The organism is Streptomyces sp. NPDC017890, assembly GCF_044328675.1.
Taxonomy (GTDB): Bacteria; Actinomycetota; Actinomycetes; order Streptomycetales; family Streptomycetaceae; genus Streptomyces.
The window spans coordinates 54,913-68,132 of the sequence record NZ_JBIRHU010000005.1 but is presented as its reverse complement, the minus strand read 5'-3'; the positions used below and the strand labels follow the sequence as shown (position 1 = coordinate 68,132).

General features: G+C 71.5%; 11 protein-coding genes, 1 other RNA gene and 2 pseudogenes. 6 read left to right on the top strand and 8 right to left on the bottom strand.

The features are described 5' to 3' along the window. Positions 1-4 precede the first annotated feature (4 nt). On the top strand, positions 5-1,027 hold the full coding sequence (locus ACH4F2_RS08305; protein WP_398131897.1) for a Gfo/Idh/MocA family protein: 1,023 nt from the start codon (positions 5-7) through the stop codon (positions 1,025-1,027). Here ACH4F2_RS08305 and ACH4F2_RS08300 read toward each other — a convergent pair. Then, positions 1,014-1,976 (bottom strand): annotated as a pseudogene (locus ACH4F2_RS08300) (PhoD-like phosphatase N-terminal domain-containing protein). The gene ACH4F2_RS08305 and the pseudogene ACH4F2_RS08300 overlap by 14 nt on opposite strands. A gap of 132 nt (positions 1,977-2,108) precedes the next feature. Between ACH4F2_RS08300 and ACH4F2_RS08295 the strand changes: the two are divergent. Beyond that, the gene (locus ACH4F2_RS08295) at positions 2,109-2,906 is read left to right on the top strand and encodes an SDR family oxidoreductase (protein WP_398131896.1); all 798 of its coding nucleotides are present in this window, start codon (positions 2,109-2,111) and stop codon (positions 2,904-2,906) included. A gap of 277 nt (positions 2,907-3,183) precedes the next feature. On the opposite strand, the gene ACH4F2_RS08290 is transcribed toward ACH4F2_RS08295, so the two are convergent. Together ACH4F2_RS08290 and ACH4F2_RS08285 are read right to left on the bottom strand one after the other, a co-directional pair. Then, the gene (locus ACH4F2_RS08290; RefSeq protein ID WP_398131895.1) at positions 3,184-4,182 is read right to left on the bottom strand and encodes an aldo/keto reductase; all 999 of its coding nucleotides are present in this window, start codon (positions 4,180-4,182) and stop codon (positions 3,184-3,186) included. Between the two features lie 72 nt (positions 4,183-4,254). Further along, a complete protein-coding gene (locus ACH4F2_RS08285; RefSeq protein ID WP_398131894.1) occupies positions 4,255-4,581 on the bottom strand; it encodes a nuclear transport factor 2 family protein in 327 nt (108 codons plus the stop codon). 235 nt (positions 4,582-4,816) lie between these two features. On the opposite strand from ACH4F2_RS08285, the gene ACH4F2_RS08280 reads away from it, so the two are divergent. Beyond that, positions 4,817-5,359, top strand: coding sequence for a DoxX family protein (locus ACH4F2_RS08280; RefSeq protein WP_398131893.1), 543 nt, complete (start codon positions 4,817-4,819; stop codon positions 5,357-5,359). 50 nt (positions 5,360-5,409) lie between these two features. Beyond that, entirely contained in the window at positions 5,410-5,751 is a 342-nt protein-coding gene (locus tag ACH4F2_RS08275; protein WP_398131892.1) for a MazG-like family protein, read from the top strand. A 234-nt stretch (positions 5,752-5,985) separates the two neighbouring features. On the opposite strand, the gene ACH4F2_RS08270 is transcribed toward ACH4F2_RS08275, so the two are convergent. Further along, the gene (locus tag ACH4F2_RS08270; RefSeq protein WP_398131891.1) at positions 5,986-6,975 is read right to left on the bottom strand and encodes a polysaccharide deacetylase family protein; all 990 of its coding nucleotides are present in this window, start codon (positions 6,973-6,975) and stop codon (positions 5,986-5,988) included. A 35-nt stretch (positions 6,976-7,010) separates the two neighbouring features. Continuing rightward, entirely contained in the window at positions 7,011-8,012 is a 1,002-nt protein-coding gene (locus tag ACH4F2_RS08265) for a glycoside hydrolase family 11 protein (protein ID WP_398131890.1), read from the bottom strand. Positions 8,013-8,375: 363 nt separating this feature from the next. Between ACH4F2_RS08265 and ACH4F2_RS08260 the strand changes: the two genes are divergently transcribed. Continuing rightward, on the top strand, positions 8,376-9,902 hold the full coding sequence (locus tag ACH4F2_RS08260; RefSeq protein WP_398131889.1) for a hypothetical protein: 1,527 nt from the start codon (positions 8,376-8,378) through the stop codon (positions 9,900-9,902). A 207-nt stretch (positions 9,903-10,109) separates the two neighbouring features. Beyond that, complete coding sequence (locus ACH4F2_RS08255) at positions 10,110-10,961, top strand: FG-GAP repeat domain-containing protein (protein ID WP_398131888.1); 852 nt, start codon at positions 10,110-10,112, stop codon at positions 10,959-10,961. Positions 10,962-11,057: 96 nt separating this feature from the next. Here the strand turns inward: ACH4F2_RS08255 and rnpB are convergent. The 3 genes and pseudogenes from rnpB to ACH4F2_RS08240 all read right to left on the bottom strand — a co-directional run bounded on the left by rnpB (position 11,058) and on the right by ACH4F2_RS08240 (position 13,207). Next, positions 11,058-11,459: RNase P RNA component class A (gene rnpB, locus ACH4F2_RS08250), an RNA gene on the bottom strand. Between the two features lie 118 nt (positions 11,460-11,577). Further along, positions 11,578-12,357: pseudogene (locus tag ACH4F2_RS08245) on the bottom strand (DMT family transporter); the annotation flags it as partial. Between the two features lie 19 nt (positions 12,358-12,376). Further along, complete coding sequence (locus ACH4F2_RS08240; protein ID WP_398131887.1) at positions 12,377-13,207, bottom strand: AraC family transcriptional regulator; 831 nt, start codon at positions 13,205-13,207, stop codon at positions 12,377-12,379. Between the last annotated feature and the right edge of the window lie 13 nt (positions 13,208-13,220).

Below are 13,220 nucleotides of genomic sequence, written 5' to 3'. Positions count from 1 at the left end.
AGCGGTGACCGGACAGAAGGTGCGCTGGGGGATTCTGGCGACCGGCGGTATGGCGGCGAGGTTCACGGCGGATCTGGTCGATCTGCCGGACGCGGAGGTCGTGGCGGTGGCCTCGCGGACCGAGGCGTCGGCGAAGGCGTTCGCGGAGCGGTTCGGGATACCGCGGGCGTACGGCGACTGGGAGACACTGGCGCGGGACGAGGACGTCGACGTGGTGTACGTCGCGACCCCGCACTCGGCGCACCGGGCGGCCGCCGGCCTGTGCCTGGAGGCGGGGCGGAACGTGCTGTGCGAGAAGCCGTTCACACTGAACGTGCGCGAGGCGGAGGAACTGGTCGCGCTCGCCCGTGGGGGCGGCAGCTTCCTGATGGAAGCGATGTGGATGTACTGCAACCCGATGGTGCGGCGGCTGAAGACACTGGTCGACGACGGTGCGATCGGCGAGGTCCGCAGCCTGCAGGCGGACTTCGGGCTGGCGGGACCCTTCCCGCCCGCGCACCGGCTGCGGGACCCGGCGCAGGGCGGCGGCGCGCTGCTCGACCTGGGCGTGTACCCGGTGTCGTTCGCGCAGCTGCTGCTCGGTGAGCCGTCGGACATCGCGGCGCGAGCAGTGCTCTCGGAGGAGGGCGTCGATCTCCAGACGGGTGCCCTGCTCTCCTACGAGAGCGGCGCTCTCGCTTCGGTGCACTGCTCCATCACCGGCGGTACGCCCAACTCCGCCTCGATCACGGGCTCCAAGGGCCGTATCGACGTCCCGTACGGCTTCTTCTTCCCGGACCACTTCGTACTGCACCGGGACGGCCAGGAGCCGGAGGAGTTCCGCGCCGACCCGGCCGACGGCACCCGGGACAGCCTCCAGCACGAGGCCCGGGAGGTGATGCGCGCCCTGCGTGCCGGTGAGACCGAGTCCCCGCTGGTCCCGCTCGACGGCACCCTGGCCGTGATGCGGACGCTCGACGCGATCCGGGAACGCGTCGGCGTCCGCTACCCGGGGGAAACGGACGCGCCGGTCGTCACGCCGGCTTGAGTCCCTGCTCCCCCACCTCCGTCACGAACGACGCGGCGGTCGTGAGCGGCGCACCCTCGGTGGTCACGTGGGACACCGTCTTGAAGTCGGCGCGCGCCAGCTCCCGGCCGAGCGACACCGTCGTGTAGCCGCGCCGCCCGTCGAAGAACCTCAGGTGCGGGTTGGCGGCCATGAGCGTGTCCCGGTTGGACGGCTTCCGGGAGCCGTCGCGACCGCTCGTGACGGAGGTGGTGACGATCTCGGTGCCCAGGGTCCGGGAGCCGGGGTCGTCGAAGTCGCGTTTGATGTCGAAGCCGTAGTGCACGTGCACGTCGCCGGTGAGGACCATCAGGTTCTCGACACCGGCGGCCTGCGCGCCCGCCGGCACCCGCTCGGGGGAGGCCGGGTAGCCGTCCCAGGAGTCCATGGAGATGCTGCGGCCGGCGGGCGCGGTGCGGGTGCGGCCGGCCGGGCTGATCCAGCGGCCGGCGCGGAAGCGGTAGTAGTAGACGTGGCCGGGGGCGAGGTGGCCGACCTCGACGTGGACGGCGTGGTGGAACTCGGGGTGGGCGGTGGCCCTGCCCCGTCTGACGACGCGGCGGAACCGTTCGTCGAGGGCCAGTTCCCAGTCGACGGTGACGCGTTCGGCGGGCAGTCCGCTGTCGGCCTGGTACGGGACGGGGGCCAGGCGCGTCCACAGCAGGACGGAGCCGGGCTACGGGTCGCCGGAGGCGACGCCGAGTGTGAAGGGGTCGTCGGTGAGCCGCGCCGCGTCGAGTTCGGCGGCGCTCGCGGTGCCCGCGGCCGGCAGGTTCACGGCGAAGGCGAGCGCGGCGGCGGCGCCGGTCACGGTCAGGAAGCGGCGGCGGCCCAGTTTCCGGGCGGCGGCGCGGAGTTCGGGCGCGTGCGGGGGCCGGGACTGGAGCTGGGACTGCGCCTGCGCCTGCGCCTGGTGGTTCGCGTGCGTCATCCGTTCCTCCCCTTGCGGTGGTTGCAAGGGGCATTCGAAGGGCCGGGAACGGCACGTCCTTGGCGCGGACATGGCGACCGCATGCCGGAAGGGTGAGATCCGTATGTTCCGCCCCCCGTACGCTGCCGACTCATGAACACCGTGAGAACCACCGACAAGGAACAGGCCGGCACGGGCAGGGCGCAGCGCGTGGCCGTCGTCACGGGCGCCGGCTCCGGCATCGGCCGGGCGGTCGCCGTCGAACTGCTGGCCGCGGGCTGGTCGGTGGCCCTGGCCGGGCGGCGCCCCGGGACCCTGGAGGAGACGGCCGCACTGGCGCCCGCGGGCAGCACGGCGCTCACCGTACGCGCCGACGTGTCACAACCCGGGGACGTGGCGGCCCTGTTCGACGCCGTGCGCGACCGCTTCGGGCGCCTGGACCTGCTGTTCAACAACGCCGGGACGTTCGGCCCGGGCGGCGTGCCGGTCGAGGAGCTGCCCTACGACGCGTGGCGGCACGTGGTGGACACCAACCTCCACGGAGCGTTCCTGTGCGCGCAGGCGGCGTACCGGCAGATGAAGGAGCAGGATCCGCGGGGCGGCCGGATCATCAACAACGGCTCGATCTCGGCCCACACACCGCGCCCGCACTCGGTGGCGTACACGGCGACCAAGCACGCGCTGACGGGCCTGACCAAGTCCCTGTCGCTGGACGGCCGGCCCTACGGCATCGCGGTCGGCCAGATCGACATCGGCAACGCGGCGACCGACATGACGGCCGGCATGCAGACGGGCGCGCTCCAGGCCAACGGGGAGACGGCACCCGAGCCCGTGATGGACGTCGCCGACGTGGCGCGCACGGTGCGGCACATGGCGGAGCTGCCGCCCGAGGCGAACGTGCAGTTCGCGACGGTCATGGCGACGGCGATGCCGTACGTGGGGCGGGGCTGAGGACCTCACCTCACCCCGCACCGCCCCGCCTCACCCCGCCTCGATTCACACAATCGGAATTCCTGAGTCCGCTGTATTGCGGCCGGTGACGGACGTACGATCAACTCTCCTTCACGAGAGCTTCACACTTGGAATATCGGTCTTCGGCAGCCCCGCAGGCCCTTCCGAGGGGGGAGGCGGCAGCCGTTCCGTCACACCGGGTGGGGGTGGATCCCGCGTGCGACCGCGGGATACGCACCGGTGGACGGAACGGCTGCCGCGTAGATCACCCCCTGTGTCAGCGCCCCAAAATCCGGTCCACGTCCGCCATCTGCTCCGCGCCGAGCGGCCCCTTCTCCAGCGCGCCCGCGTTCTCCTCGGCCTGCGCGACGGAACGGAATCCGGGTATCGGCACGGTGAGCGGGCTGCGGGCCCACAGCCAGGCCAGGGCGCCCTGCGCGGGCGTACGGCCGTCCGCGGTGAGGACGTCCCTGAGCGCCTCGACCCGCGCCAGCCACCGCGGGTCGGCGCCCGTCCCGTCCTGGAATCCCGGCAGCCAGGCGGGCGGCCTGCTGCGGATGTCCCCGGCCTCCAGGGCCCGGCGGCCCGCGTGCCTGCCGCTGAGCAGCCCCATGGCGAGCGGACTGCGGTTGACGCTCGCCAGCCCCGACGCCTCGCACAGGGCGATCATCCCGGGCGCGTCCTGGAGCACGTTGGCCCGGTGCTGCACGGCCGCGCAGTGCTCACCGGCCGCGAACACGGCGGCGCGCCCGGGGTCGTCCGTACTCCAGGCGTACGCGCGCACGAGCCCCTCCCGTACGAACTCCTCGCAGGCGTCGCGCAGTTCCGCCGCGCGTTCCGGGTCGGCGTCGGCGAGGTGCAGCTGGTAGAGGTCGACGTGGTCGGTGCCCAGGCGCTCCAGCGACGCGGTGAGCGCCCGGCGGGCGTACGCCGGTGAGTCGTCGGCGCCGGTGAGGGTGCGGGTGTCCGCGTCGAAGACGTTGCCCCACTTGGTGGCGACGACCACGTCGTCCCGCCGCCGGCCGAGGGCGCGGCCCAGCAGGCGTTCGCTGTGGCCGGCTCCGTAGACGTCCGCCGTGTCGAAGAAGGTGACGCCGAGATCGAGGGCGCGCCTCAGGGCCCGTACGGACTCGTCGTCGTCGACGCGGCCCCAGCCGAGCGGCTGCCCCGCGGCGTCCTGCCACTCCCCGCCGATCGCCCAGCAGCCGAAACCGAGCGCGCTGACCTCGATGCCGCTGCGGCCGAGGGTTCTGGTGGTGCCGTTGGTGGTCTCCATGCCCGGGGACGCTAGGAGTTGAAGCGCACACGAAGGCAAGGGCCGGGCCGGTCCGACGCCTCCCTGCGCCGGTTACGCCTGCCCGGTCTCGAACCGCGCGATCCGCCCGTCGTCACCCACGGTGAAGCTCCACCGCGTACGCATCTCGCCCCAGGTGTCGTTGCTGTAGCGGGCGATGAGGGCGCGGCCGCCGTTCGACTCGTTGTCGACCTCCATGTGACCGTGGGAGGAGAAGATCTCCTGGTCGATCCACTGGGCGAGGTCCCGGTCGTCCCCGTCGTCGGCCATGGTGGCGTCCGGCGCGAGCAGCGCGAGGAAGGCCTCGCGGTCGTGGGCGTTGACGGCGGCGACGAAGGCGCGGACGGCCGGGTCGCTGAGTCGCGTGGTCTGAATGGTCATGCCGGCCAGCGTCACACCGCCTCCGCCCCCTCGCCACCCGACCGGCCACCCGGCCCACCGACCGTTCGCCCGTCGGCCCGCCCCACCGCTCCGCCCGTCGGCCCGCCCACCGATCCGCCCGTCGACCCGCCACCCGAACGACGTCCGCGGCGGGCCCTCGCGGCGCGGGCGGGCGACGGTGGGGAGGAGAGCCGCCACTGTCTGCGCGGGATACGTGGGATACGAGGGAGTCGACGTGAACTGTTTTGACCGGCGTGACCTGGGGCTGCTGCTGCTCCGGCTGGGTACCGGCGGCGTCCTGGCCGCGCACGGCGCGCAGAAGCTGCTCGGCTGGTTCGGCGGCGGCGGGATCGAGGGCACCGGCCAGGCCATGGAGGCCATGGGCTACGCGCCGGGCCGGGCCAGCGCCACCGCGGCGGGCCTCGCCGAGGCCGGCGGCGGGGCGCTGCTGGCGCTGGGCCTGGCCACCCCGGCCGCGGGTGCGGCGGCGGCCGGCGCGATGGCGGGCGCCGCGGCGGTGCACGCCCCGAACGGCTTCTTCGCCCAGGCCGGCGGCTACGAGTACGCGGCGTCGCTCGGCCTGACGGCCGTCGGCCTCGCGGTCACGGGCCCGGGCCGCCTCTCCCTGGACCACGCGCTCGGCCACACCGTCAACCGGAACTGGATGGTCCCGGCGGCGTTCGCGGCGACGGCCGCGGCCACGACGGTGATCGTGGGGGCACGCAACAGACGGGTACGGAAAGCGGCGGAACAGCAGCAGGAACCGCTGTTCGACTGACGGGGCGGTCACGTACCGCTCGTCGCGTCACCCGTGGCAGGCTGCCGCGCATGGACGACGACGATCACGGCAGCGCGCCCGAGGACCTCTGGGGCACCATCGACGACCTGTGGAGGTGGCTGGAGACGGACCAGACCGTCGGCGGCAGGGAGGGCCTTCTGCTGCGCATGCTGAAGCTGTCCGAGGAGGTCGGCGAGGTCGCCGAGGCGGTGATCGGCGCGACCGGCCAGAACCCGCGCAAGGGCGTCAGTCACACGTGGGAGGACGTCGAGGCGGAGCTGTGCGATGTCGTGATCACGGCGCTGGTGACGCTGCGGACGCTGACGCCTCAGGCACGGGAGGTGTTCGCGCGGCACCTGGCGCGGGTGGCGGAGCGGTCACTGGAAGCCTGAGCCCGGCCCGTCGCGGACGTGGCGGAGCCCGGCCCGATCGCGGACGTGGCGGAGCCCGGGAGTCGTATCCGGCTCCCGGGCCCCTGGGGATCTGGTTCAGCTTCGCCGTGTCGGTCCCCCTTCGAACAGGCGTGAACGCATCCCAGCGCCTCGGGGCGTGCACGTCCTTCTGGGGCCGGCGGACGCTCGTGCGGCACGGCGGCCGGGACCGCCGTGCCGCACCACGTGCTCGGTTCAGCCCGTACTGCAGGAGACCGTCGGCCAGCTCCAGTTGCCGTTGGCCTGGATGGTCGCGCCCCAGTTGCCGCCGCTGCCGTTCGACTTGGCGGTCAGCGTCTGCGCGCTGGGATAACTGGCGTTGACGTTCCAGGTGGACAGGACCTTCGCCGGGGACGGCACGTTCATCGTCACGGTCCAGTCACTCGCCCCGCTGACCGACACGTTGAGGTTGTACCGGTCCCCCCACCGCTGCCCGGCGGACAGCGTGGCGGTGCAGCCACCACCACCGCCACCACCGCCTCCGCCCCCGCTGCCGCCGTCGGGGGCGACCGCGCGGCCGGTCTGCGGCGAGATCATGCCGGAGCACAGCCCCTTGCTCGCCAGTGTCTGCGCGATGCGCGGAACGGCCGCGAGCGTGTTGGCGGGCCAGTCGTGCATGAGGATGACCTGGCCGTTGCCCAGCCGGGAGGCGGCCTGCACGATCGCGTCGGTACTGGCGTTGTTCCAGTCCTGCGAGTCGACGTCCCAGATCACCTCGGTCAGCCCGTACTTGGCCTCGACCGCCCGCAGCGTGGCGTTGGTCTCGCCGTACGGCGGGCGGAACAGCTTCGGTGTGCCGCCGCCCGCGTTCGCGATGGCCTGCTGGGTCCGGGAGATCTCCGAGTCCATCTGCGACTGGCTCAGCTGGGTCATGTGCGGGTGGGTGTAACTGTGGTTGGCGACCCACATGCCGGCGTCGATCTGGGCCCGTACCAGCGACGGGTTCTGGGCCGCGTACTGGCCCTGGTTGAACATGGTGGCCCGCAGCCCGTTCTGCCGGAGCGCGTTGAGCAGGGCCTGGGTGTTGCCGGAGGGGCCGTCGTCGAAGGTGAGCCCGACGTAGCCGTTGCAGGCGGCGGCCCGCGCGGGGGCGGCGTCGGCGGCGACGGTGCCCGCGGCGGCCAGCGTGGCGACGGTCACCCCGGTGACGAGGGAACGCAAGGACGGGCGTGGTCTGGTGCGCATACGAGTGGGTCCTCCTCTCCTCGTGTCCGGTGTTCTCAGCCCGCGCTGCACGAGACCGAGGGCCAGGTCCAGTTGCCGTTGGCCTGGATGGTCGCGCCCCAGTTGCCGCCGCTGCCGTTCGACTTGGCGGTCAGCGTCTGCGCGCTGGGATAACTGGCGTTGACGTTCCAGGTGGACAGGACCTTCGCCGGGGACGGCACGTTCATCGTCACGGTCCAGTCACTCGCCCCGCTGACCGACACGTTGAGGTTGTACCGGTCGTCCCACTTCTGTCCGGCGGACAGCGTGGCGGAACAGCCACCGCCACCGCCACCCCCGCCGCCACCACCGCCGGAGCCCGTGCCACCGACCGTGATGTTGGAGCTGCCGCTGCTCTGGTACCCCTCGGTCGCCATGATCATGTAGTAGCTGAAGTTGCCCAGCGGCATACCGGCCCGCGACCACGCGTCGAAGTGGTTGCCGGTGGTGATGGTGCCACCGGTGCGCTTGGCCTGCCGCACGCTCCAGTACTGGTCGAAGGTGCGGGTGCCTTCGACGGAGGGCGCGTTGTGACGGGTCGTCTTGTAGATGTCGTAGGTGCCGCCGTCGGTGGTCACGGTGCCCTTGAACTCGCCCGTGGGCCGGTAGGTGCCCCAGTTGTCGACGATGTAGTACTCGACGAGCGGGTTCGACGTCCACCCGTAGAGGGTCAGGTACGCGTTGCCGGACGGGTTGAACGTGCCCGAGTACTGCACGGTCCTGCGTCCGCCGTTGCTCCAGCCCTTGCCCGCGACGAAGTTGCCGGTGTTGCGCCACGAGGTGCTGTACTGGCCCCCTGACCCCATGTCCATGGAGACGGTGCCCTGGCTGTCGGTCCAGAACGAGTAGTAGTAGCCGTTGTTGGTGCCCTCCTGGTTGGTCGTGACGACCGTGCCGGCGTGGGCGGTGCCGGGCAGCATCAGCGCGGCCAGGGCGGCCAGCGCGAAGGCCCAGGCACTTCGGACGAGCAGGGTGACGGGGCCGCTTCTGCGGCGCCCGGGTCGGACGAGCACGTTCATGGCGAGTGCTTCCTCTCGTGGGGGTGGGACAACGGCGCCAGTGTTGGCCTGCACTCGTCAAGCGTCAACGGTTTCGGTAGAAGTTTCGAAACCTTCGTCCCCGCCTCGCCACTCAAAGAACGACAGTAATAGCAGGCCACACGCCCTGTATGGACAGAGCAAACCGTCCGCCAAAAACTCATGCGGTGCGTTGCTCGGAAATCACCAGACGACCGACCGAATGTTTCGACAGCAAAGATCAATGCCCGCTGCCGGAGTACTGGGAGCGGGCCCGGCACACTTCCGCCAAGCCGTCGGCCACGGCAGACGGATGCCGCTTCCATCACCGCCCTCGGGCCCTCGTCGTCGGCTACCGTCGCCCGCATGGACCACTCCCGTCACACCATCTACAGCAGCACCGACTTCGAGGACGGTTGCCCTCGGTGTTGTCTGGACGCCCTCGTCGAACGGTCCCGGGAGGCCGAGGGAATCGGACTGGCCATGGGACTGGAGGGCCTGGTGGATAAGCACGCCCGCGTGGTTGAGCGGCACGTGCTTCGGCTGGCGGGCGAGTCCGAGCTGTTCGCTCGCCTCCCGTACAGACGTCGCTCGTCGAGCCTCGTCGACTGGGCGGCGCATCTGAGGCACCCGGAGAGATTCGCGACGACGCTCCCGGTCCTGACCGCCGTGATCGTGGGTGATGCCCGCGCTCGCGACGAGCTGTCCAGGTTCGACCGGGGGGCGAGGACCGTACTGGAGAAATTCCAGCGGCACACGAACAGCGCTGAAGCGGAGCTGTGGTATCTCGTTGCCCTCCTCATGTCGGAAAGGTCGACGGTGGCGACGGCCGGTCTGCGCGCCGACGTGCAGGAGCTGGCAAGCCGCCGGCCCCGGGCCTGGGCGGCATCACTCGACTGGTTGTTCGCCGTCGGTGATCAGCTGAACGACCTCGACGTGATCGTGACGTTGTCGCTGGCAGAGACACGCCCCTGCGTGAAGGCCGCGCTGAAGCGAAGCACACGCAGTGAGATCCCCTCGGTCCGGAAGCGAGCCGCAGGCATCACTGCCCTTGCCAGGGGCAGCAGCCCGATCGAAGAGAAGTTGCTGAACGCGCTCTCGCAGTCCGTCGATGCTCGTCGCCACGTGTTCCCGAGGCCTCTGGAACATCCTTCGTCGACCTGGCTGTCCAGCTGTGAACTGGAGGACCTCATACGCGGTGGGGTGTCCGCGGCGGTTCGGGATTTCACGGCGTTCGTGGCCCGGGCGGGCGCGCAGGACGAGGAGCCGCTGACCGCGACTCTGCTGCGGATGCTGGAGGAGCACCTGTCCACCACATCTACGGCGGGACGACGACTGACGCCCGGAACCCCGGAGGTGGTACTGGCCAGTCGACAGGAGACGAAGCATGCCGAGCAACGGAACGGCGCCGACGTGGGCATCATCCTCGAGATCACCGCCCCCGGCCGGATGGCCGCACGGGTCGGTGACCTCGTACAGGTCAAGAAGGCACAAGCGCTGATCCCCAGCGCACCGCCCCGCGATTCCTGGAAGATCGAATCACCTCAACTCACCACGCTGCTCGACCAGAGTGCGACTGCCGCCTACTGGCTCATCGCCGGCAGCGGCGAGATCCGGGTCGTACCTGCCAAGTTTCTTGCCGCTCACGAAGCCGGAAAGGCCGGCGGCCGTGGTTCGTTCGTCGTCGGGCACTCGGAGATCCGCCACAGCGCCATCGGCCTGGAGCATTACCTGACGGACCTGATCACCGGGCTGTGGCTGGGCAGCAGTGGCTCCGCGCTCACCGCTGCCGACGGTCACGACCCGCGCAACCGGCCCACCTTCTTCTTGCGCGTCAACGTGACGCTTCCCCTCCTCGACGACCAGTACGGAGGCACCCCCTTCACCGGGTGACAAGAGGCGGGATCCCGGCACGACGGTCATCGAGACGGTGGCGCCGGACCTGGTGAGCAGCACCGCGGGCGACGCCGTGTTCGCCGGCGTGCGCGCCCGCAGTGCGAGAGCCTGGCCCGATGCCGCCCGACGCGTCCGCAGTCAGAAGGCGCGCGACTGCTGACGGTCAACCACTGGCGCAGATCAGCGGATCACTAGAATCCCGCCATGGCGGAACCGGTGGGTCCTCGACAGGGCAGTGTCAGCAGCGTGTTCACCGCCCTGCCGAGACGGCCGTACACACGCCGGCGAAGGTGGCTCGTCATCGGCGCGGGAGCCGCTCTGGGCGCGGTCGCCACAGTGCTCTTCGTCGGTTCCGGGCCCGAGCCCGGTGATCACGCACCGACGGTGGTGTGCACCGACACCGGCAACACCGGCCTGACCGCCGACGTGGACGCGGACGGGCGCCTGGACGAGATAAGCGACCCCGACCGCTCAGGAAAGGCATCCGTCCTCTTCAGCCGGGCCGACGACCGTGTCGAGGTCGGTGTCGGCGAGGCTCTCGGCGTTTGGCAGAAGGCCCGGGGCCTGCTGACGCCGGACCTGGAGACCCGGGGCACGTTCGGCGACTTCGACGGCGACGGCTATCTCGATCTGGCGTTGTTCCACAGCCAGGAGGACACCGGGGACAGTCCCCGTTCCAACCTGCTCGTGCACGAGGTGCGCTACGGACCGCTCGCCCGGGACCTGAGCGGCAGCCGGAGCGGCACCATCCGCGTTCAGGTCCCGTTTTTCGTCGCCGCGGTGCGTGCGACCGACGAGGACCAGGACGGGCGCGCCGAGCTCCACGTGTTCCAGTCCGCCGGGGACGGCGGCTACGAGCAGTACACCGGCCGACAGAAGAACGGCGGTGTGACCCTGAGCGAGGCCGGCACCAGCTACTACAGCCACGGCGAGTGGGACGAAGTCCAGTCGGGGTGGAGCGACTTCGGTACCTGTGTGTACACCACCCCTGAGGGCACGCCGTCGGTCCGGAAATCGTCTTCTGACACTCCCGCATCGGGAGCGGGGCGGGGGTGACGGGTACGGCGCTCGGGCATGCCCGGATTCTTCGGTGACGGCCGAGCGAAGTACCGGTCGGAGAAGCCCTTTCCGGGGCATGGCCGCAGGTGGCGGCAGACGAGTCGGGCTGTACGCCGGGTTCTGTTCCGGCGGGTCCTCGCGGGCCCGCCGGCGACGGCCATCCATCTAGGACCGGCGTTGCCACCGGCCTCGTGCGGTCTACCCGCGGACTCGGGCGGGCAGCCCTCGAACGTCCGCGCAGAGACACCGGGGTGTCTCCTTTTGACCTTGCTCCGGGTGGGGTTTACCTAGCTGCCCAGGTCGCCCTGGGCACTGGTGGTCTCTTACACCACCGTTTCACCCTTACCTGAGGCCGAAGCCTCCGGCGGTCTGCTTTCTGTGGCACTGTCCCGCGGGTCACCCCGGGTGGCCGTTAGCCATCACCCTGCCCTGTGGAGCCCGGACGTTCCTCGGGAAGTCCCGTGAGGGACTCCACGCGGCCGCCCGCCCGGCTCGTCTGCCGTGTCGACCATGGTACCGGGCGTGCGGGCCGGCCGGCTCCCGTGGCCGCCGTGGCCAGGACCGAGCCCGTGAGGATCAGGGCGAAGGCGGCGATGATGCCGGGGGTCAGGGACTCGTCCAGGAAGACCGCGCCGGCCGCGACCGCGATCGCCGGGTTGACGTACGTGATGACCGACGCGCGGATCGGGCCGGCCTCCTTGATCAGCTCCAGGAAGGCGACGAAGGCCACGGCCGTGCAGATCACGCCCAGGCCCGCGAGGGCGGCGAGCACCTCGGTGGAGGGGAGGGTGTCGGGACGGGACAGGACGGCGGCGGGGGCGTGGACCAGGGCCGCGAGGGTGAGGCAGGACGCGGTGAGGTGGAGGGACGGTACGTCCTTCAGGTGGCGGGCGGCGATCAGGGGGGCCGTGGCGTAGCCCAGTACCGTCAGCAGGACCTCGGCGAGGGAGCGGGCGTCGCCGCCGGCCAGGTGCGGGACGGTGAGGACGCCCACGCCGGCCAGCCCGAGGCCGAGGCCGGTCAGGCGCCGTACGCCGAGGTGTTCGGTGTCGCCGAAGAATCGGGCCAGGAGGACTCCGACGATCGGTACGCCCGCGATCAGCAGGCCCGCGGTGGAGCTGGACAGGTGGCGTTCGGCGTCGGTCAGGGTCCACCAGGGGCCGATGATCTCGATGACGGCGAAGGCGAGGAGGGGCCTCCAGTGGCGTCGTACGGTGCCGGACAGGCCCCCCTTGCGCAGGGCGAAGGGGAGCAGGACGGCGGCGCCCAGCGCGCACCGCGTGAACACCACTCCCGACGGGGACACCTCGTCCACCGCCACCTTGATCATCAGGTAGGGGATGCCCCAGACCACTCCCATCAGGGAGAACAGGAACCAGCCGCGTGCAGTCATGCGGCGAGTCTCGGCCGGGTCAGGCCGTGCCGTCTTGAACGCTGTTGCGGTACACCGCCGGGGTCACGCCCAGGACGCGGCGGAACCAGCGGGTCAGGTGCGCCTGGTCGGCGAAGCCCACCAGTGCCGCGACCTCGGCGGGGCGCAGGCCCGCGTCCAGGAGCCCGCGCGCCCTGGCCACCCGGTGCTGGGCGAGCCAGGCGTACGGCGGTATCCCCGTCGTCGCCCGGAAGGCGCGCAGGAGCTGGTAGCGGGAGAGGCCGAGTTCGGTGGCGAGCGTTGCCAGGGACGGCGGGGCGAGGAGTTCGTCGGCGAGGCGGTCGCGTACGACGCGGGCGACGCGGCCGGCACCGGGGACGGTGTCGTCGGCCGCGCGGGCCGTGGAGTGGCGGCGGGCCAGGGCGGTGAGCAGCCAGGGGAGGCGGGACTCGGCCTCCAGGGGGTCGGGGCAGCGGGTCAGGTCCGTGTGCGCGGCGCGGAGGGCCGCGGCCAGTTCCGGGTCGTCGAGGACGGGTTCGCGGAAGTGCGGGAGGGCGGCGGCGCGTGTGCCGTCGGCCAGGAGGGACGGGGCCGCGTACATGGCCCGGTACGAGTAGCCGTCGGGGGCCGCCGGGCCGCCGGTGTGCATCTCGCCGGGTTCCAGGACGACGATGGAGCCGGGGCCCGAGTGGATGTGCCCGCCCCGGTAGGCGATGACCTCCAGGCCGCCGACGGTGACGCCGACCGTGAACTCGTCGTGGGCGTGCGGGGCGTAGACGTGGCGGTCGAAGCGGGCGGTCAGGAGATCGAGGGGCGGGCCGTCCGTCCCCAGCCTGGCCCTCGTCCACCGCGCCTGTTCACGTGCGTGCACCTTCCCCCACCCC

Excerpts from the sequence above, each read along its gene's own strand:
- ACH4F2_RS08295 (WP_398131896.1), top strand. The coding sequence starts at position 2,109 with ATGAACACCGTGAGAACCACCGACAAGGAACAGGCCGGCACGGGCAGG.
- ACH4F2_RS08260 (WP_398131889.1), top strand. The coding sequence starts at position 8,376 with ATGGACCACTCCCGTCACACCATCTACAGCAGCACCGACTTCGAGGAC.
- ACH4F2_RS08285 (WP_398131894.1), bottom strand. The coding sequence starts at position 4,581 with ATGACCATTCAGACCACGCGACTCAGCGACCCGGCCGTCCGCGCCTTC.
- ACH4F2_RS08255 (WP_398131888.1), top strand. The coding sequence starts at position 10,110 with ATGGCGGAACCGGTGGGTCCTCGACAGGGCAGTGTCAGCAGCGTGTTC.
- ACH4F2_RS08270 (WP_398131891.1), bottom strand. The coding sequence starts at position 6,975 with ATGCGCACCAGACCACGCCCGTCCTTGCGTTCCCTCGTCACCGGGGTG.
- ACH4F2_RS08265 (WP_398131890.1), bottom strand. The coding sequence starts at position 8,012 with ATGAACGTGCTCGTCCGACCCGGGCGCCGCAGAAGCGGCCCCGTCACC.
- ACH4F2_RS08275 (WP_398131892.1), top strand. The coding sequence starts at position 5,410 with ATGGACGACGACGATCACGGCAGCGCGCCCGAGGACCTCTGGGGCACC.
- ACH4F2_RS08290 (WP_398131895.1), bottom strand. The coding sequence starts at position 4,182 with ATGGAGACCACCAACGGCACCACCAGAACCCTCGGCCGCAGCGGCATC.